The organism is Stenotrophomonas mori, from assembly GCF_023556335.1.
In the GTDB taxonomy this organism is placed as follows: domain Bacteria; phylum Pseudomonadota; class Gammaproteobacteria; order Xanthomonadales; family Xanthomonadaceae; genus Stenotrophomonas; species Stenotrophomonas mori.
Window position 1 is genome coordinate 30,645 of the sequence record NZ_JAIKTS010000004.1, and the last position, 18,433, is coordinate 49,077.

Here is an 18,433-nt window from a genome sequence, read left to right on the forward strand (position 1 = left end):
CTCAGTAGCGCCAATGCACGGTCACGCCGACCGTGCGCGGCCGCACCAGGCCCTCGCCGACGCCGTTGGTCTCGGCCACGCTGCGGGTGATGCCGCGCTTGTCGGTGAGGTTGCTGCCGAACACGGTGACGTCGGTGCTGCCGAAGGTCATCCGGTAGCGCAGGTCGAACAGGTTGTAGTTGCCCTGGCGGTTGCGGACGATGCCCGGCACCGCCGAATTGAGGTCACTGATGCCGCTGCCGACGTACTGGTGCGACAGCGACAGCATCGGCTGGAAGCGCCCGCCGAAACGGTGGCTCAGCAGGTTGCTCACCACCCAGTCGGCCGACCCGGGCAGCTGCGAACCCTTGGGCGCGGTGCCGTACCAGAGGATGAACAGGTCCTCGTCCAGGCGCGCGTGCTGCCAGGTCGCGGTGGTCTGCCACTCGAACGCCTCCAGCGGCCGCCAGGTGGCGGCGAACTCGACACCGCGGCTGTAGGCCTTGCCGCCATTGCTGGCGTAGTTGTAGAAGTCCGGCGTCTGCAGGCGCAGCTGGACATCCTTCCAGTCCACGTAGAACAGGGTCGCGTCCAGCAGCAGGCGCCCGTCGGCCCATGCGCTGCGGGCGCCCAGTTCGTAGTTGACCAGGCTGTCGCTGCGCGAGCCCGACGGCACCGGATAGGCGCTCAGCCCGGTGGTGTTCGGTTCGCCGAAGCGGAACCCCTCCGAGACCAGGCCATAGACCATCAGGTCCGCGCTCGGCTGCCAGCTGAGCGAGACCTTGGGGTTGAAGCCCTCTTCGCGGGTGCGCTGGCGGGAACCGGTCGGTGCGCCGGGCCAGGTTGAAAAGCCGGACTGCACGTCGGCGGTGCGCACCGTGTTGCGGAACAGGCGGCCGCCGACCGTGGCCTTCCACTGCGCGCCGAAATGCACGCTGGCCTCGCCGAACAGCGCCACCTCCGAGCCGCCCAGGTCGGTGCGGAAGGCGTTGAAGACCTCTCCGCCCGGCGCGATCACCGCGCCGCTGCCCGGCCCGAACAGCGGCGAGCGGTCGAACGCGGCCGCCGCGCCCTCGGCCCCGATGCGTTCGTAGAGGTCCTTGTCCGAATCGAAGTACATGCCGCCGACCAGCCAGTCGATGCGCCCGCCCGGATGCGAGGACAGCCGCACTTCCAGGCTCTGGCCGCGGCTCTGCCCGCCCGACTCGATGTACAGCGGCGTGGCCAGGTCCAGCCCGAGGTCGGCGTTGTAGGCGGCCCGCTGCGGGGTGAAGTCGAAGCGCCAGTCCTGCTGCTTCTTCTGCCAGGCCGCCAGCGCGGTGAAATCGCCGAAGCCCAGGTCCTGGTCCAGGCGCAGGCTGTGCACGGTCACCCGGGTGTTGGTGAACTCGGGCAGCGCGGTGGCGCGCTGCAGTTCGCCGAGGCCGGCGATCCGGTAGCTGTTGTCGTCGTTGTCCACGCGCTGCACCAGGCTCAGCCAGGTCAGCGTGGTGGCCTCGGAGGGGGTCAGCACCAGCGACAGCCGGCCACCGTCCAGGGTGGTGGAGTTGGCGCCCTTGCGGCCGGTGCCGATGTTGTCCAGGAAGCCGGGATCGTCGCGGCGCTGGGCCACCGCGCGCACCGCCAGCAGGTCCTGCCGGATCGGCACGTTCACCATCGCCTTGGCGGCGTAGCCGAGGTCGGCGTTGCGGGTCCGGCTCAGCGTCGCCTCGGCCGCGGCGTCGAAGCCGCCGCTGTCGGCGACGTTGGCGATGTAGTTGACCGCACCGCCCATCGACGCCGAACCAAACAGCGTGCCCTGCGGGCCGCGCAGCACCTCGACCCGGTTGAGGTCGAAGGCATCGATGTCGGGGATGGCGATGGTCCAGCCCGGCTCGGTCAGCGGCACCTCGTTGAGGAAGTAGCCGGTGGTGGGCTGGCCCTGCACGTTGCCGGCATTGGTGGCGATGCCGCGCATCACCACATGCGAGGTGCCGGGCTGGTAGTTGTTGAACACCACGCCCGGGGTGCGCTGGATGTAGTCGGCCAGCGACTGCGCGCCCAGGTCCTGCAGCTGCTGGTCGGTGACCGCCGAGGCCGAGCCGGCGATCTCGCGCACCGACTCCTTCAGCTTGCCGGCGGTGACCACCACCGCGTCCAGCGTTCGTGCCGGTTCCTGGCCGGGAGCGGCCGGTGCCGCCTCCTGCGCCCAGGCGCCGGCACTGGCCAGGCCGAGGCAGCAACCGAGACGGATGGCGTGGGTGAGCTTGCGGACATGGAGTGGCGAAGGCATTGGCACGGTCCCCGGATGGCGGTGGATGGAGCCGGCGGGTCACTTTCCCGCGCGGCGGCAAACGTGGCTGGGACCGAGTGAAAGTGAAAACCGCCACCGCTGTCCAGCAGAATCCGCGGGAGACAAAACCTACACAAGTAATTGATTCAAAAGGACTTGTACTGATAATTTCCGTAGAACAGGGCAATCCTGCGGACGAAAAACGCAGAATCTGCGGCCCCCATGTTCAAATAGCGAACAACCTGCGGCCGCCGCCGCGCCGGAAATCCCATGACCGCCAAGGCACTGGACCGAACCGACCTGAAGATCCTGGACGTGCTGCAGCAGGACGCGCGCATCACCAACCAGGCGCTGGGGGAACGCGTGGCGCTCTCGCCCAGCGCCTGCCTGGCGCGCGTACGGGCGCTGGAGGCCAAGGGCCTGATCCGCGGCTACCACGCGCACGTGGCGGTGGACCGCATCCGCTCGGCGACGGTGGTGCTCGCCCAGGTCACCTTCAAGCAGCATGCGCTGGAGGAGTTCACCGAGTTCGACCGCCGCATCCTCGCCATGCCCGAGGTGGTGGAGGCCAGCCGCATCTCCGGTGCCCACGACTACCTGCTGCGGGTGATCGTCAACGACGTGCACCACTGGAAGGACATCGCCCGCGCCCTGCTCGGCGGCGACTACGGCGTGGAGAAGATCGTCTCGCAGTTCCTGATGGACGAGGTCAAGCCGTTCAGCGGCTATCCGCTGGTGGCCACGTCCTCGGACACGCACGGCCTCTAGCCGGGCCGGCGTCCACCCGGGCGGGCCGCGGCGGGCCGGGCCGGCGCGGTCTTCCGGGGCGTGCGCGCCTCGCGGATCCGCGCCTCGAACGGCCGCGCCTGGAGGGCCTGCAGCGCATTGCGGAGCACCTCCTCCAGGCACAGCCCGAGGTCGTCGTCGAGGCTGGCCGCGGCCATCGCGGTGGCCGCCCAGTGCCGCCGCAGCAGCGGCAGGCGCGCCCTGGCGGTGGCCGTCAGGTGCACGATGCGCTCGCGGCTGTCGGCGCCGGGCCGCAGTTCGACCCACTGTCCGCGGACCAGCGCGCCGATGCTCTGGCTGACCGCCGAGTGGCTGACCCCGATCCCCACCGCGATGTCCTTCATGCGCATCGGCCCACGCTTCGCCAGTGCACGGATGATGGGGGTGTAGCGGGGCTTGTAGTCCAGCCCGGCGTCGGCGTAGGCGCCGGCAACCGCCGAATCCAGCTGTTCGATGAGGGCCCGCAGCAGGGTGCCCAGGGTCGCGTGCGCCATTGTCATGGTTCCGACCATATGTTAGTGCTTACACATTGACAAGCCCCGACGCGGAGGACATCCCATGAGCCCAGCCCCCTTCCTGGCGGCCCTGCTGGCCGGCCTCTGCCCGGCACAGGAGACCGTCCTGCAGCACATGGCCGAGGCCGTCGAGCAGCACTATGTCGACGCTCCCGAGGCACGGGACATCGCGGCCAGCCTGCGCGAATGGAAGGACCATGGCCGCTACGCCGACGCCTGCGGCGACTGGCCCGGTTTCGCCCTGCGCCTGAACCGGGACCTGGACGCCTACGACGGCCATTTCCACCTGGAGCGCACCGATCCGGATGCCCCCACGGGCGACGACGAATGGCTGATGGCCTGGCGCAGCGCAGGCCGGCCCAGCAACATGGGCGTGCGCGAAGTGCGGGTGCTGGAAGGCAATGTCGGCTACCTGCGGCTGACGTCCTTCTACCCCTGGGACATGGCCGGCGCCAAGCTGCGCAATGCCCTGGAACTGCTGACGGATACCCGGGCGCTGGTGATCGACCTGCGCCGCAACGGCGGTGGCGACACCGACACCGCGAACCAGCTCGTGCGCGCCCTGCTGGATGACGGCGTGCAGGCGGTGCAGGACATCCAGACCCGCACACAGCGGCGTCCCGATCCCCTGCCCGCCGCGGCATTGCCCGCCTACCGCGGCCGCGTCGCCGTGCTGCTGGACCGCCGCTCCGCGTCGGCCGCGGAATTCGTCGCCTATTCGCTGCAGGCCGAGCACCGCGGAACCGTGGTCGGCACGCGCAGCGCCGGCGCCGCCACCCTGCTCGGCGACCCCAGGCCGCTGCCCCACGACTTCCAGGTGTTCATTCCCGAGGCCCGGCCCGTCAACCGGCGGACCGGCGGCAACTGGGACCGGGACGGCGTGGTGCCCGATGCCGAGGGCGGCGATGACCCGCTCCACGTCGCCCGCCGGCTGCTCGAGCGCGCCCTGGAGGCGGATACCGGCGACAGCTGACGTCCGCCCGCCCCGGCTCCTGCCGGCCCCCACGGCCGCCGCCGTGCGCCGGGATGAGCGGTGGACCGCCCGACACCACGCCTGCTGCATGCCGTGCGCTGCCAGGCGGCCGCGGGCTACTCCACGGTGACGCTCTTGGCGAGGTTGCGCGGCTTGTCCACGTCGGTGCCGCGCGCCAGCGCGGTGTGGTAGGCCAGCAACTGCACCGGGAGGGTATGCAGCACCGGGCTGAGGACCCCGGCGTGGCGCGGGGTGCGGATCACGTGCACACCGTCGGAAGCGCTGAAATTGCTGTCCTGGTCGGCGAACACGAACAGCTCGCCGCCGCGCGCGCGCACCTCCTGCATGTTGGACTTCACCTTCTCCAGCAGGCTGTCGTTGGGCGCGATCACCACCACCGGCATCTCCGCGTCCACCAGCGCCAGCGGTCCGTGCTTGAGCTCGCCGGCCGGGTAGGCCTCGGCATGGATGTAGGAGATCTCCTTGAGCTTGAGCGCACCTTCCAGCGCGATCGGGTAATGCAGGCCGCGGCCGAGGAACAGCGCGTTGGACTTGCCCGCGAAGCGCTCGGCCCAGGCCACGATCTGCGGTTCCAGGTTGAGCACGTGCTGCACGCTGCCCGGCAGGTGGCGCAGCTGCTCCAGGTAGTCGGCCTCAAGGGCCGCATCGATGCGCCCGTGCAGCTTGCCCAGCACCACGGTGAGCTGGAACAGCGCGGCCAGCTGGGTGGTGAAGGCCTTGGTCGACGCCACGCCGATCTCGGCGCCGGCACGGGTGTAGCAGACCAGCTCGCTGGCCCGCGGGATGGCGCTCTCGGGCACGTTGCAGATCGACAGCGTGTGCGCATGGCCCAGCGCTTTGGCGTACTTGAGCGCCTCCATGGTGTCCAGGGTCTCGCCGGACTGGGAAATGGTGACGATCAGGTGCCTGGGGTTGGCACAGGCCGCGCGGTAGCGGTATTCGCTGGCGATCTCCACGCTGCACGGCAGGCCGGCGATGGCCTCGATCCAGTAACGCGCGGTCAGGCCGGCGTAGTAGCTGGTGCCGCAGGCGAGGATCTGCACCCCCTCGATGTCCTTGAGTACCGCGCCGGCATCGGCGCCGAACAGCGCGGCCGGGAAGCCGCCGGCGTCGATCGCCGCCTCGATGGTGTCGGCGAGCGCGCGCGGCTGCTCGTGGATCTCCTTCTGCATGAAGTGGCGGTAGGGGCCGAGCTCCAGCGAGGCCAGCGACACGTCGGAGAAACGCACCTCGCGCTCCACCGGCGCATCGTCGGCAGCGAACACGCGTACCCCGGCACGGGTCAGCTCGGCGGTATCGCCCTCCTCCAGGAACATCACCCGGCGGGTGGCCTGCAGGATCGCCGAGACGTCCGAAGCGACGAAGTTCTCGCCCTCGCCCAGGCCCACCAGCAACGGACAGCCCATGCGCGCGACCACCATGCGCTGCGGCTCGCTGCGGCCGATCACCGCCAGCGCATAGGCGCCGGTCAGCTCCTTCACCGTGCGCTGCAGCGCGGTCAGCAGATCGCCGCCGCCCTGCAGGTGGTAGTGGATCAGGTGCGCGATGACCTCGGTGTCGGTCTGCGATTCGAATTCATAACCCAGCGCGAGCAGGCGCTCGCGCTGCTGCTCGTGGTTCTCGATGATGCCGTTGTGCACCAGCGCCACGCCGTGGCTGACATGCGGGTGGGCGTTGGATTCGGTGACGCCGCCGTGGGTGGCCCAGCGGGTATGGCCGATGCCCAGGGTCGCGGCGAAGCCTTCGGTGGCGGCCGCGCCCTCCATCTCCGCCACGCGGCCGGTGCGGCGCACGCGGCGGATCGCGTCGCCGTCGAGCACCGCGATGCCGGAGGAGTCGTAGCCCCGGTATTCCAGCCGCTTCAGTCCCTCGATCAGTACCGGTACCACGTCGCGATCCGCGATCGCCCCCACAATGCCGCACATAGTCCATCCGCCTGGTTCACGAGCGGACATTCTAAGTCAGCCCCTTCGGACAACCGGCGGACAAATCGCGGACACGGCGCCCGCGGACAGTGTCCGCGCCGGTGTCCGCGGACACCCGGACACCCGCGCGCTCGACCGCGATGCCTTGTGTTTCAGGCACTTGGAACCTGGCACGGGACCTGCTTAACCGATACCAACTCCGCCAGCGATACCGACGATGATCCGCGACACCTCCGCTCAGGACCAGACCCTCTCCCGGCAGCCGGGACCGACATGGCGCCGCTGGCTGTGGCCGGCCGTGGCCGTGCTGGCGCTGCTGGCCGGCATCGGCTTCGTCGCCAAGGGCTGGCTCGGCGGCGCCCGCTCGTTCGACAGCGCGCGGCTGCGGATCGCCACCGTCGGCCGCGGCGACCTGGTGCGCGACATCGCCGCCGACGGCCGCGTGATCGCCGCCAACAGCCCGGTGCTGTACGCGATCTCCGCCGGCACCGTGACCCTGAAGGTGGTAGCCGGCGACGTGGTCAAGAAGGACCAGGAGCTGGCGGTCATCGACAGCCCGGAGCTGCGCAGCAAGCTGGCCCAGGAGCAGGCCACCCTGGCCGGCCTGGAGGCCGAGGCCGGCCGCGCCGCGCTGGACGCCACCCTGGCCCGCGCCACCGCCAGCAAGGTCACCGACCAGGCCGCGATCGACCGCCAGGCCGCCGCGCGCGACCTGGAGCGCTACCAGCGCGGCTTCGACGGCGGCGCGGTGCCGCAGGTCAACCTGGCCAAGGCCCAGGACGACCTGAAGAAGGCCGAGATCACCCTGCAGCACGCCAAGAGCGACGCTGCCCTGCAGAGCCAGGGCGCCGACCTGGACGCGCGCAACAAGCGCCTGCTGGCCAACCGCCAGCAGGCGGTGGTGGACGAGGTGCAGCGCCAGGTCGACGCGCTGACCCTGCGTGCGCCGTTCGACGGCCAGGTCGGCCAGGTGCAGGCGACCCAGCACACCCAGGTCGCCACCAACGCCCCGGTGCTGGGCGTGGTGGACCTGTCGCGCTTCGAGGTCGAGATCAAGGTTCCGGAAAGCTTCGCCCGCGACCTGGCCATCGGCATGCCGTCCCAGCTCACCAGCGGCTCCGGCCAGCCGTTCCCCGGCGAGATCTCGGCGGTGTCGCCGGAGGTGGTCAACGGCGAGGTCGTGGCCCGCATCCGCTTCTCCGACAAGCAGCCGGCCGGCCTGCGCCAGAGCCAGCGCATGAGCGCGCGCATCCTGCTCGACACCCGCAAGGACGTGGTCAAGGTCGAGCGCGGCCCGTTCGTCGAGCAGTCCGGCGGCCGCTATGCCTGGGTGGTCGCCGGCAGCACCGCCAGCCGCCGCCCGGTGCAGTTCGGCGTCAGCAGCCTGGGCGAGGTCGAGATCGTCTCCGGCCTGCAGCCGGGCGAGAAGGTCGTCGTCTCCGGCACCGACCTGTTCGGCGATGCCGAACGCGTTTCCATCAACTGATCCCCCGCCGTTTCCGCATCCTCCCTTTCCAGCGCAGGAACTTCCCATGCTCCAGATGCACTCCGTCTCCAAGGTCTTCCGCACCGAACAGGTCGAAACCCACGCCTTGCGCTCGCTCGACCTGCACGTGCGCGAAGGCGAGTTCGTCGCCGTCACCGGCCCGTCCGGCTCGGGCAAGACCACCTTCCTCAACATCGCCGGCCTGCTGGAGACCTTCACCAGCGGCCAGTACCTGCTCGACGGCCAGGACGTCAGCCACCTGGGCGACGACGCCCGGTCGCGCCTGCGCAACCAGAAGATCGGCTTCATCTTCCAGGGCTTCAACCTGATTCCCGACCTGAACCTGTTCGACAACGTCGACGTGCCGCTGCGCTACCGCGGCATGCCCGCCGCCGAGCGCCGCGAGCGCATCGAGAAGGCGCTGGGCAGCGTCGGCCTGGGCTCGCGCATGAAGCATTACCCGGCCGAGCTGTCCGGCGGCCAGCAGCAGCGCGCCGCCATCGCCCGCGCCCTGGCCGGCAGCCCGCGCCTGCTGCTGGCCGACGAACCGACCGGCAACCTGGACACGCAGATGGCGCGCGGCGTCATGGAACTGCTGGAGGAGATCAACTCCCAGGGCACCACCATCGTCATGGTGACCCACGATCCGGAACTGGCCGCACGCGCGCAGCGCAACGTGCACATCGTCGATGGCCAGGCCACCGACCTGCTGCGCGAGCCGACGCTCGCCCACGCCGACACCGGAACGACCGCCCAGGGCTGAGGACCGGACATGTTGCCGTTGCTTCCCTACTACCTGCGGCAGGGCCTGCGCAGCCTGCGGCGCACGCCGGTGCTGACCGGGCTGATGGTGCTGTCCATCGCCATGGGCATCGGCGCGGCGATGACCACCCTGACCGTGCGCCACCTGCTGTCCGGCGATCCCCTGCCCGGCCGCAGCCAGCAGCTGTACTACCCGCAGCTGGATGCGATGCCGGGCACGGAGCCGCGCCGCAATCCGCCGGACATGCTCGACTACGGCTCGGCCGTGGACCTGTGGCGCGCCGCCAGGGCCGACCGCCAGGCCCTGGTGGTGGACAGCCCGGTGAAGCTGCAGGCGCCGGACAGCGGCACCCCGGCCAGCATGGCCACGATGCTCTCCACCACCGCCGACTTCTTCCCCATGTTCCAGGTCCCGCTGGCCTGGGGCCGCGGCTGGACGGCCGAGGACGACGAGCGTCGGGCACGGGTGGCGGTGATCTCCTGGGACCTCAACCAGCACCTGTACGGCGGCCAGGACAGCACCGGCAGGCTGCTGCGCATCCGCGGCAGCGATGTGCGCATCGTCGGCGTACTGGCGCCGTGGCGGCCCTCGCCGCAGTTCTACACCGTCGCCGGCGGCCGCTTCGCGCAGGGCGACACCGCCTCCTATTACGCCAAGCCCGAAGACGTGATGGTGCCGTTCTTCACCGGCCTGCAGATCAACGCCGGCAACTTCCGCCAGTTCACCTGCTGGGGCCTGCCCGAGCGCCCCGGCTACCTGGAGAACGCACCGTGCGTCTGGCTGCAGCTGTGGGTACAGCTGGACAGCGGCGCCAAGGCGGCCGCCTACCGCCGCTTCATGGACGGCTACGTGCAGCAGCAGCATGCCCTGGGCCGCATCCGCCAGACCGGCAACGTCCGCCTGCCCGGCCTGATGGAGTGGCTGGACTACAACGGCGCGGTGCCGCGCGATGCGCGCCTGCAGTCGTGGCTGGCGCTGGCCTTCCTCGGCATCTGCCTGTTCAACACCGTCGGCCTGCTGCTGGCCAAGTTCCTGCGCCGCAGCGGCGAGATCGGCGTGCTGCGCGCACTGGGCGCCACCCGCGCGATGGTCTTCATGCAATGCCTGGTCGAGGCCGCGCTGATCGGCCTGGCCGGTGGCCTGGCCGGCCTGGGCTTGACCCTGCTGGGCCTGTGGAACGTGCGCCAGCAACCGCTGGAGTACGCCGACATGGTGCACCTGGACCTGCCGATGCTCACCCTCACCTTCGCCCTGGCCGTGACCGCCACGCTGGCCGCCGGCCTGCTGCCCGCGCTGCGCGCGAGCCGGATCGACCCCGCCCTGCAGATCAAGTCGCTATGAGCCCGATCATGGACATCAAGCCGATCCTGGCGACCCTGACGCGGCACCGCGTCTCGGCGCTGCTGATCACCCTGGAGATCGCCCTGGCCTGCGCGGTGCTGTGCAACGCGCTGTTCATGGCCGCCGCGCGCATCGACCTGGTGGGGCTGGACAGCGGTGTCGACGAAGCCTCGCTGGCCACGCTGACACTGAAGGACTGTGACGGCTGCAACGCGGCCGACATCAACGGCCGCTGGCTGGAGCTGCTGCGCCGGCAGCCCGGCGTACAGGCCGCCGGGGTGGTCAACAGCCTGCCGTTCGCGCAGCGCGCGGGCGTGGCCGGCATCACCCTGGACCCGGAGGGCAAGCACTTCGGTGGCGTGCCGCACTTCTACATGGTCGACCCGGGCGCGCTCCAGGCGCTGGCACTGGCACCGGTGCGGGGACGCGCGTTCACCGCCGCCGACCACCAGCCCATCGGCAATTTCCTGCCGGCCAACGCGCAGGTGTGGATCACCCGCGACTTCGCCGAACACCTGTGGCCCGGGGAGGATCCGCTCGGCAAGCCGTTCTGGATGGCCGATTCGCACTTCAGCGTGGCCGGCATTGTCGACCACTTCGCCGTGCCCAACCCGGGACGCAACGAGGGCGGAACCGCCGCGACGCAGTGGTCGGTGATCGTGCCGGTCACCACCGACGCGCAGAGTGGCACCTATGTGGTGCGCGCCGACCCGCGCGACCTGCCCGGCATCCTCCGCACCGCGGTGGCGGCGGCGCCGGCGCTGGTCCCCGAGGCGCTCCTCGACCATGAATACAGCCGCACCCTGGCCGACCTGCGGCAGCGCTACTTCACGCAGGACCGCGCCATGACCCGGCTGTTGCTGGGCGTCTGCCTGGCGATGCTGCTGGTGACCGCGCTGGGCATCGTCGGCCTGGCCAGCTTCTGGGTGCAGCAGCGCACCAAGCAGATCGGCATCCGCCGCGCGCTGGGCGCCACGCGCCGCCAGGTCCTGCGCTATTTCCAGACCGAGAACCTGCTGCTCAGCGGCGCCGGCATCGTACTCGGCATGCTGCTGGCCTACGGCGGCAACCAGGCGCTGATGCACTACTTCGAGACCGCGCGGCTGCCGCTGCTCTACCTGCCCTTCGGCGCGCTGGCCCTGTTCGCGCTGGGCCAGGCCGCCGTCATCGGTCCGGCGATGCGCGCCGCCGCCGTTCCGCCCATCGTCGCCACCCGCAGCGCCTGAGCCGCGCAAGGAAACCGCATGTTCGCCTACTACTTCAAACTCGCGCTGCGCAGCTTCCGCCGCAACAAGGTGCTCACCGCGCTGATGGTGCTGGCCATCGCGCTGGGCATCGGTGCGGCGATGACCACCCTGACCGTGTTCAAGGTGCTCTCCGGCGACCCCATCCCGCACAAGAGCGCACGCCTGTTCTACGTGCAGCTTGATCCCTACACCCGCGAGGGCTACAAGCCCGGCGAGGACCCGGACTGGCAATTGACCCGCTTCGATGCCGAGGAGCTGCTGCGGCAGAAGAAGGCGCCGCGGCAGGCGATGATGACCGGCGGCGGCGGCATCGTCGATCCGCGGGTGGGCACGCTCAAGCCCTTCAGCGTCGGCATGCGCTACACCTCGGCGGACTTCTTCCCCATGTTCGACACCCCGTTCCTGTATGGCCGGGGCTGGAGCGGCACCGAGGACGACGGCCGCGCCCGGGTGGCGGTGATCGGACGCAACCTCAACGAGAAACTGTTCGATGGCGCCGACAGCGTCGGCCGCGAAGTGCTGGTCGAGGGCCACCCCCTGCGCATCGTCGGCGTGCTCGACGAGTGGCAGCCGCAGCCGCTGTTCTACGATCCGTTCGCGGGCAATTCCTACGACCGCCAGGAAGAGGTGTTCGTGCCGTTCTCCACCTCGCGCGACCTGGAGCTGGGCCGCAGCGGCAACATGAACTGCTTCGGCCGCGAGATCGTCAACGACGCGACCGCGCTGAATGTCCCCTGCGCCTGGATCCAGTACTGGGTGGAACTGGACGCGGCCGGCGACGCGCCCGCGTTCAAGGCCTACCTGGACAACTACTCCGACCAGCAGCGGGCCGCGGGCCGCTTCGAGCGCCCGGCCAATACCCGCCTGCGCAGCGTCATGCAGTGGCTGGACTACACCGAAGTGGTGCCGGGCGACGTGCGCCTGCAGATGTGGCTGGCCTTCGGCTTCCTGCTGGTGTGCCTGGTCAACACCGTCGGCCTGCTGCTGGCCAAGTTCCTGCGCCGCAGCGGCGAGATCGGCGTACGCCGCGCGCTCGGCGCCAGCCGCGGCGAGATCTTCCGGCAATGCCTGGTCGAGGCCGGCACGATCGGCCTGGGCGGCGGCCTGCTCGGCCTGCTGCTGGCGCTGGGAGGACTGTGGGCGGTCCGCCAGCGCCCGGCCGAGTATGCCGCGCTGGCGCACCTGGACGGCTCGATGCTGCTGCTGACCTTCGTACTGGCCGTCGCTGCCAGCCTGCTGGCCGGCATGCTGCCGGCCTGGCGGGCGATGCAGGTCGCCCCCGCGCTGCAGCTCAAGAGCCAGTAGCCCGGCACCGCCTGGAGGAGGGGAGGTGGGCGCGGCCCGGCTCTCTCCGTCCACGTTCCCTCCTCTTCTTTTTCCGCTTCCGGAGCCCCGCATGGAAATCCGCCCCATCCTCTCCACCCTGGCGCGCCACCGGACCGCGGCGGCGCTGATCGTGCTGGAGATCGCCCTGAGCTGCGCGATCATCTGCAACGCGCTGTTCATCGTCACCCAGCGCATGGAGACCCTGAACCTGGCCAGCGGCCTGGACGAGGACCGGCTGATCGAGATCGGGCTCAGCGGCATCGGCCAGCAGACCGATGCCGACGCCCGCACCGCCGAGGACCTGGCCGCGCTGCGCGCCATCGCCGGCGTCGAGCGCGTGGTCGTGAGCAACCAGCTGCCGTTCCAGAACGGCAGCTGGAACACCTCGCTCGCGCTCTCCCCCGAACAGGAGGTGCCCACGCTCAACGCCGCCCAGTACATGGTCAGCGAGGGCACCCTGGCGGCCATGGGCCTGACGCTGGTCGCCGGCCGCGACTTCGCCGCCGACGAGTACCGCAGCAGCGACGTGCTGAGCAAGGTCGAGGAGATGGCCTCGCTGCGTTCGGCGATCATCGTCAGCAAGGCTGTGGCCGACAAGCTGTTCCCGGACGGCGACGCCATCGGCAAGACCGTCTACATGGCCAACATCCCGCTGACCATCGTCGGTGTGGTCGACACCCTGCTGCGTCCGAACATGATGAGCAGCAACCGCACCCATTCGGTGGTGTTCCCGATCCGCATGAACTTCGCCAACGGCGGCCGCTACCTGATTCGGGTCACCGATCCGGCGCGCCGCGCCGAGGTGCTGGAACAGGCGCTGGCGACGCTGGACAAGAACGACCCCAACCGCCTGGTCTGGCGCAAGCTGACCTACACGGAAGGCCGCGCCAAGTACTTCGCCAACGACCGCGACATGATCGGGCTGCTGCTGATCGTCAGCGGGCTGCTGCTGCTGGTGACCGCGCTGGGCATCGTCGGCCTGGCCAGCTTCTGGGTGCAGCAACGCACCAAGCAGATCGGCATCCGCCGTGCACTGGGCGCCACGCGGGGCCAGATCCTGCGCTACTTCCAGACCGAGAACTTCCTGTTGGCGGGCATCGGCATCGTCATCGGCATGCTGCTGGCCTACCTGCTCAACCAGTGGCTGATGGGCCGCTACGAGCTGCCGCGCCTGCCGCTGCCGTACCTGCCGGTGGGTGCGCTGGTGCTGTGGCTGCTCGGCCAGCTCGCCGTGTTCGGGCCGGCAAGGCGCGCGGCGGCGATCCCGCCGGCGGTCGCCACCCGCAGCACCTGATCCGCTCCGGAGAGAAACGGGATGCTCGGCTACTACCTGCACCTGGCGCTGCGCAGCTTCCGCCGCAACACGGTGCTGACCGCATTGATGGTGTTGACCATCGCGGTCGGCATCGGCGCGACGATGACCACGCTGGGCCTGTACTTCGTGCTCGCCGGGGACCCGATCCCGGACCGGAGCGCACGGCTGTTCTACCCGCGCATCGAGCCGCGCACCCTGCGCAAGGACGCCTCGCTGGACAAGGAGCCGCTGAACCAGCTGACCCGCCATGACGCCGAGGAGCTGCTGCGCCAGAAGCGCGCCGACCGCCAGGCGCTGATGACGGCCGGCCTGCTCACCGTGCTGCCGGACGGCAGCGCCGGCCAGCCCTTCCGGGTCAACGCCCGCTATACCTCGGCGGACTTCTTCCCGATGTTCGGCGTGCCCCTGCGCAGCGGCACCGCGTGGAGTGCGGCCGACGACGAGGCGCGCGCGCAGGTGGCGGTCATCGACCGCCGGCTGGCGAGCCGCCTGTACGGCACCGAGGCCGCGGTCGGCAGGGAGATACGGCTGCCGCAAGGCGTGTTCCGCGTCGTGGGCGTGCTCGATGACTGGAAGCCCACACCACGGTTCTACGACCTGACCAACCAGCGCTACGGGGGCGAGGAACAGCTGCTGCTGCCCTTCTCCACCTCCCGTGCGCTGCGGCTGGACGTCCAGGGGTCCATGCACTGCTGGGGCAGCGGCAGCAAGGGCGAGGAAGGCGGGCACGCCCTCAATGCCCCCTGTGCCTGGCTGCAGTACTGGGTGGAGCTGGACTCCCCGCGGAAAGCCGACGCTTACCTGGAGTACCTGGCCGCCTATTCCGATGCCCAGCGCGCCGGCGGCCGCTTCGAGCGGCCCACCAACGTCCGCCTGGACGACGTGATGGGCTGGCTGGACTACAACCGCATCGTGCCCAACGACGTCCGCCTGCAGATGTGGCTCGCATTCGGCTTCCTGCTGGCCTGCCTGATCAATACGGTGAGCCTGCTGCTGGCCAAGTTCCTGCGCCGCGGCGGCGAGATCGGCATCCGCCGCTCGCTGGGCGCCTCGCGCCTGGACATCTTCAAGCAGTGCCTCACCGAGGCCGGCGTCATCGGGCTGGCCGGGGGCCTCCTCGGCCTGGGCTTCGCCGCCCTGGGCCTGTGGCTGATCCGCCAACAGCCGGATGACTACGCGAAGCTGGCGCACATGGACGGCACCACGCTGTGGCTGACCTTCGCACTGGCGGTGGCGGTGAGCCTGCTGGCCGGCCTGCTGCCAGCATGGCGCGCGATGCAGGTCGCCCCCGCCCTGCAGCTCAAGAGCCAGTGATGACCGCCAGGACTGACAGGACAGGCGCCCCCGGACCCGGCCCGCACCCGGCCAGCCGTGCCCTTGCCTCCGCGCGCCGCGCCCGCCGCCTCGTTTCCCATCCGGACCGGTGAACATGGACATCCTGCCCATCCTCAACATGCTGCGGCGGCACAAGATCGCCGCCCTGCTGGTCGTGCTGGAAATCGCCCTGAGCTGCGCGATCATCTGCAACGCGGTGTTCATCATCAGCAACCGCATCGCCGAGCTGCGGGTCCAAAGCGGCATCGCCGACGACGAACTGGTGTACCTGTCCAGCAGCAGCCTGCTGCCCGACGTCAACCGCGACGCGCTGCGCCGGCAGGACATCCGCGCGCTTTCCGCCCTGCCCGGGGTGACGGCGGTGAGCAGCGTCAACCAGATTCCCTATGGCGGCAACGTCTGGGGCTCGGACGTCCGTCTCGAGGCCAGCCAGGTCCAGCCCAGCGCCAATGCCTCGCTCTACATGGACGACGGGCACCTGCTGCGGACCTTCGGGCTGCGGGTGGTGGAAGGCCGCGCGTTCACTCCGGACGAGTACCTGGAGCACAGCACCTTCGACCCCAACCGGGTCGGCCGGACCGTTCCCGCCATCATGCTGGGCCGCTCCCTGGCCGACACGCTGTTCCCCGGCCAGAGCGCGCTGGGCAAGTCCCTCTATGTCTGGGGTGAACAGCAGCCTCCCTCCACGGTCGTCGGCGTGACCAGCGACCTGATGGCGCCCGGGGAAGCGGGCGGCTTCGCCCACCGCTACGACTCGATGATCTTCCCGCTCCGGGTCTCCAACGGCGGCTATGCGCTGCGCACCACGCCGGAACAGCGCGAGCGCGTGCTCCAGGCCGCCATCGCCGCACTGAACCACGAAGACCCCAACCGGATCATCGAGGAGCAGGGCACCCTGACGCAGATGCGGGCCGACTTCCATCGGCGCGACCGTTCGGTGATCTGGCTGCTGCTCGCCGTGTGCACCGCGCTGCTGGCGGTCACCGCCTTCGGCATCATCGGCCTGTCCAGTTTCTGGGTGCAGCAGCGCACCCGGCAGATCGGCATCCGCCGTGCCCTGGGCGCCACCCGCACGCACATCCTGCGCGCCTTCCAGGCCGAGAATTTCCTGCTCAGCAGCATCGGCATCGCCCTGGGGTTGCTCCTGGCCTATGGCCTGAACATGCTGCTGATGCGCCACTACGAACTGCCGCGCCTGCCGCTGGCCTACCTGCCGGTCGCCGCCACGGTGCTGTGGCTGCTGGGCCAGCTGGCGGTGCTCGGCCCGGCCCGGCGTGCCGCCTCGATTCCGCCTGCCGTCGCCACCCGCAGTGCCTGACATCCACAAGGACCTCCCATGACCCCCTCCCTGCGCCTGTTGCCCCTGCTGCTGATGGCCCCCGCCGCGACCGTGCTGGCGGACGACGACCTGGCCGCCACCCTCACCGCGCTCGACACCGCCGTGTTCGACAGCTTCAACCGTTGCCAGGACCCCGCGCAGCTGGAAAAGCACGCCGGCTACTTCGATCCGGCGGTCGAGTTCTACCACGACACCGGCGGCGTCACCTGGACCCGCGAGGCGATGCTGGAGAACACCCGCAGGCATGCCTGCGGCCGCTACACCCGGACCCTGGTCGAAGGCAGCCTGCAGATCGTGCCGATCAAGGACTTCGGCGCCCTCGCCCATGGTCGCCACCGCTTCTGCGACACCGCCAGCGGCCGCTGCGAGGGGCTGGCCGAGTTCACCCTGCTGTGGCGCCTGCAGGATGGCCACTGGTCGATCACCCGGGCGCTGAGCTACGGCCACCGCGCCGCCGGAGAGGAGCCGCAGGAACCATGAACTACACACTGGAAACCGGCCTGCGCGGCTGCCTGCGGCATCCGCGGACGATGGCCCTGGCCGTGCTCACCCTGGCGCTGGGATTGGCCTCGGTGATGACCATGCTGACCCTGCTGTCGGTGCTCTCCGTCGACCCGCTGCCCGGGGTCAGCCACCGCCTGCACCTGGCGTGGGTCGACGGGCGCCCCGGCGACAAGAGTGGCAGCGACGCCGACGCCACCGGCAAGCCGGTCTTGCCGCTGTGGAAGCTCGAAGACGTGAACGCGATGCGCCAGGCCCGGGCCGACATCCGCCAGGTGGCCCTGGTCAGCGCGCCGCTGTCAGTGTCCACGGTCGACGGCGACAGCACGCACACCGGCTCGGCGGTGCTGGCCATCGGGCCGATGCTGCCGGTGTTCGGCGTGCCGCTGCGCCACGGCCGCTTCTGGACCCCGGAGGAAGAGCAGTCGCGCACCCCGGTGGTGGTGATCAGCCGCGCCCTGAGCGAACGGCTACTCGGACGCGCGGACGGGACCGGCGCGGAGATCCGGATCGGCCGCCATGCCTTCCGCGTGATCGGCATCAGCGAACGCTGGGCGCCACGGCCGCGGCCGCATTTCCTGCCCAGCTACAACGCCGGCTGGCAGGGCGATGGCGACGAGGTCTTCGTACCCGCGCTGGCGGCGCTGGAATCGGGCGTGGAGGTCACCAGCACCCGCGAGTGCGAGGGCGGCGGCTTCGATGGCTTCCGCTTCGACCAGGTCAACGTCGGCGGCTGCCGCTGGCTGGTGCTCTGGGCCGAGCTGAAGGACGCCGCACAGCGAGAAAGCTACGCCCGCAGCCTGCAGGCATTCGCCGCGCAGCGCCATGCCGACGGTGCCTTCGAGCGCCCGGCACACAGCTGGCTGCGGCCGATGGCCGACTGGCTGCGCTTCAACCGGGTGGTGCCGGACAGCGTACGCCTGAACCTGTGGCTGGCCGTCGGCCTGCTGGCGCTGTGCCTGGTCAACGTCGCCGGGCTGCTGGCCGCGCGCTTCCTGCGCCGCGCCGGCGAGCACGGCGTGCGCCGGGTGCTGGGCGCGCCGCGGCGCGCGATCATCGCCGCCTGCCTGGTCGAATCCGCACTGGCCGGCCTGCTGGGCGGCCTGATCGCGCTGCCCCTGACCCTGGCCGGCCTGTGGCTGATGCGCCAGCAGGGCGACGACTATGCCCCCCTGGCCCGATTCAGCCCGGTGCTGTTCGCCACCCTGCTCGGGCTGGCGCTGCTCACCGGCCTGCTGGTCGGCCTGCTCCCGGCCCTGCGCGCCGCCCGGCAGGAGCCGGCGCTGCAGGTCAAGACGCTCTAGGAGAC

General features: G+C 70.4%; 15 protein-coding genes. 12 read left to right on the top strand and 3 right to left on the bottom strand.

Annotated elements, in window-relative coordinates; genetic code table 11:
- Position 1: 1 nt before the first annotated feature.
- Positions 2-2,251, bottom strand: coding sequence for a TonB-dependent receptor (locus K5L01_RS11450; protein WP_250064639.1), 2,250 nt, complete (start codon positions 2,249-2,251; stop codon positions 2-4).
- A 270-nt stretch (positions 2,252-2,521) separates the two neighbouring features.
- Here K5L01_RS11450 and K5L01_RS11455 point away from each other — a divergent pair, with 270 nt between their 5' ends.
- Positions 2,522-3,019, top strand: a complete 498-nt coding sequence (locus K5L01_RS11455; protein WP_250064640.1) for an Lrp/AsnC family transcriptional regulator — start codon at positions 2,522-2,524, stop codon at positions 3,017-3,019.
- Here the strand turns inward: K5L01_RS11455 and K5L01_RS11460 are convergent.
- On the bottom strand, positions 3,016-3,537 hold the full coding sequence (locus K5L01_RS11460) for a MarR family winged helix-turn-helix transcriptional regulator (RefSeq protein ID WP_250064641.1): 522 nt from the start codon (positions 3,535-3,537) through the stop codon (positions 3,016-3,018). The two genes, K5L01_RS11455 and K5L01_RS11460, sit on opposite strands and share 4 nt — an antisense overlap.
- 58 nt (positions 3,538-3,595) lie before the next feature.
- On the opposite strand from K5L01_RS11460, the gene K5L01_RS11465 reads away from it, so the two are divergent.
- Positions 3,596-4,525 (top strand): S41 family peptidase, encoded by a 930-nt coding sequence (locus K5L01_RS11465; protein ID WP_250064642.1) that lies wholly within the window; start codon positions 3,596-3,598, stop codon positions 4,523-4,525.
- A 116-nt stretch (positions 4,526-4,641) separates the two neighbouring features.
- On the opposite strand, the gene glmS is transcribed toward K5L01_RS11465, so the two are convergent.
- Entirely contained in the window at positions 4,642-6,471 is a 1,830-nt protein-coding gene (glmS, locus tag K5L01_RS11470) for a glutamine--fructose-6-phosphate transaminase (isomerizing) (RefSeq protein ID WP_250064643.1), read from the bottom strand.
- A gap of 217 nt (positions 6,472-6,688) precedes the next feature.
- Between glmS and K5L01_RS11475 the strand changes: the two genes are divergently transcribed.
- The 10 genes from K5L01_RS11475 (at position 6,689) to K5L01_RS11520 (ending at position 18,428) form a co-directional block, all read left to right on the top strand.
- Positions 6,689-7,957, top strand: coding sequence for an efflux RND transporter periplasmic adaptor subunit (locus K5L01_RS11475; protein WP_250064644.1), 1,269 nt, complete (start codon positions 6,689-6,691; stop codon positions 7,955-7,957).
- A gap of 46 nt (positions 7,958-8,003) precedes the next feature.
- Positions 8,004-8,720, top strand: coding sequence for an ABC transporter ATP-binding protein (locus tag K5L01_RS11480; RefSeq protein ID WP_250064645.1), 717 nt, complete (start codon positions 8,004-8,006; stop codon positions 8,718-8,720).
- Positions 8,721-8,738: 18 nt separating this feature from the next.
- Positions 8,739-10,061, top strand: coding sequence for an ABC transporter permease (locus K5L01_RS11485; RefSeq protein WP_250064968.1), 1,323 nt, complete (start codon positions 8,739-8,741; stop codon positions 10,059-10,061).
- An 8-nt stretch (positions 10,062-10,069) separates the two neighbouring features.
- Positions 10,070-11,287 carry an ABC transporter permease gene (locus K5L01_RS11490; RefSeq protein WP_250064970.1) on the top strand — a complete coding sequence of 406 codons (1,218 nt, stop codon included), beginning with the start codon at positions 10,070-10,072 and terminating at the stop codon, positions 11,285-11,287.
- Between the two features lie 18 nt (positions 11,288-11,305).
- On the top strand, positions 11,306-12,613 hold the full coding sequence (locus tag K5L01_RS11495; protein ID WP_250064646.1) for an ABC transporter permease: 1,308 nt from the start codon (positions 11,306-11,308) through the stop codon (positions 12,611-12,613).
- 91 nt (positions 12,614-12,704) lie between these two features.
- On the top strand, positions 12,705-13,928 hold the full coding sequence (locus tag K5L01_RS11500; RefSeq protein ID WP_250064647.1) for an ABC transporter permease: 1,224 nt from the start codon (positions 12,705-12,707) through the stop codon (positions 13,926-13,928).
- Positions 13,929-13,949: 21 nt separating this feature from the next.
- A complete protein-coding gene (locus K5L01_RS11505) occupies positions 13,950-15,263 on the top strand; it encodes an ABC transporter permease (protein WP_250064648.1) in 1,314 nt (437 codons plus the stop codon).
- Between the two features lie 115 nt (positions 15,264-15,378).
- The gene (locus tag K5L01_RS11510) at positions 15,379-16,602 is read left to right on the top strand and encodes an ABC transporter permease (RefSeq protein ID WP_250064649.1); all 1,224 of its coding nucleotides are present in this window, start codon (positions 15,379-15,381) and stop codon (positions 16,600-16,602) included.
- A gap of 18 nt (positions 16,603-16,620) precedes the next feature.
- A complete protein-coding gene (locus K5L01_RS11515) occupies positions 16,621-17,103 on the top strand; it encodes a nuclear transport factor 2 family protein (RefSeq protein WP_250064650.1) in 483 nt (160 codons plus the stop codon).
- On the top strand, positions 17,100-18,428 hold the full coding sequence (locus K5L01_RS11520) for an ABC transporter permease (protein WP_250064651.1): 1,329 nt from the start codon (positions 17,100-17,102) through the stop codon (positions 18,426-18,428). The genes K5L01_RS11515 and K5L01_RS11520 overlap by 4 nt, the downstream gene beginning before the upstream one ends.
- Positions 18,429-18,433: the final 5 nt, after the last annotated feature.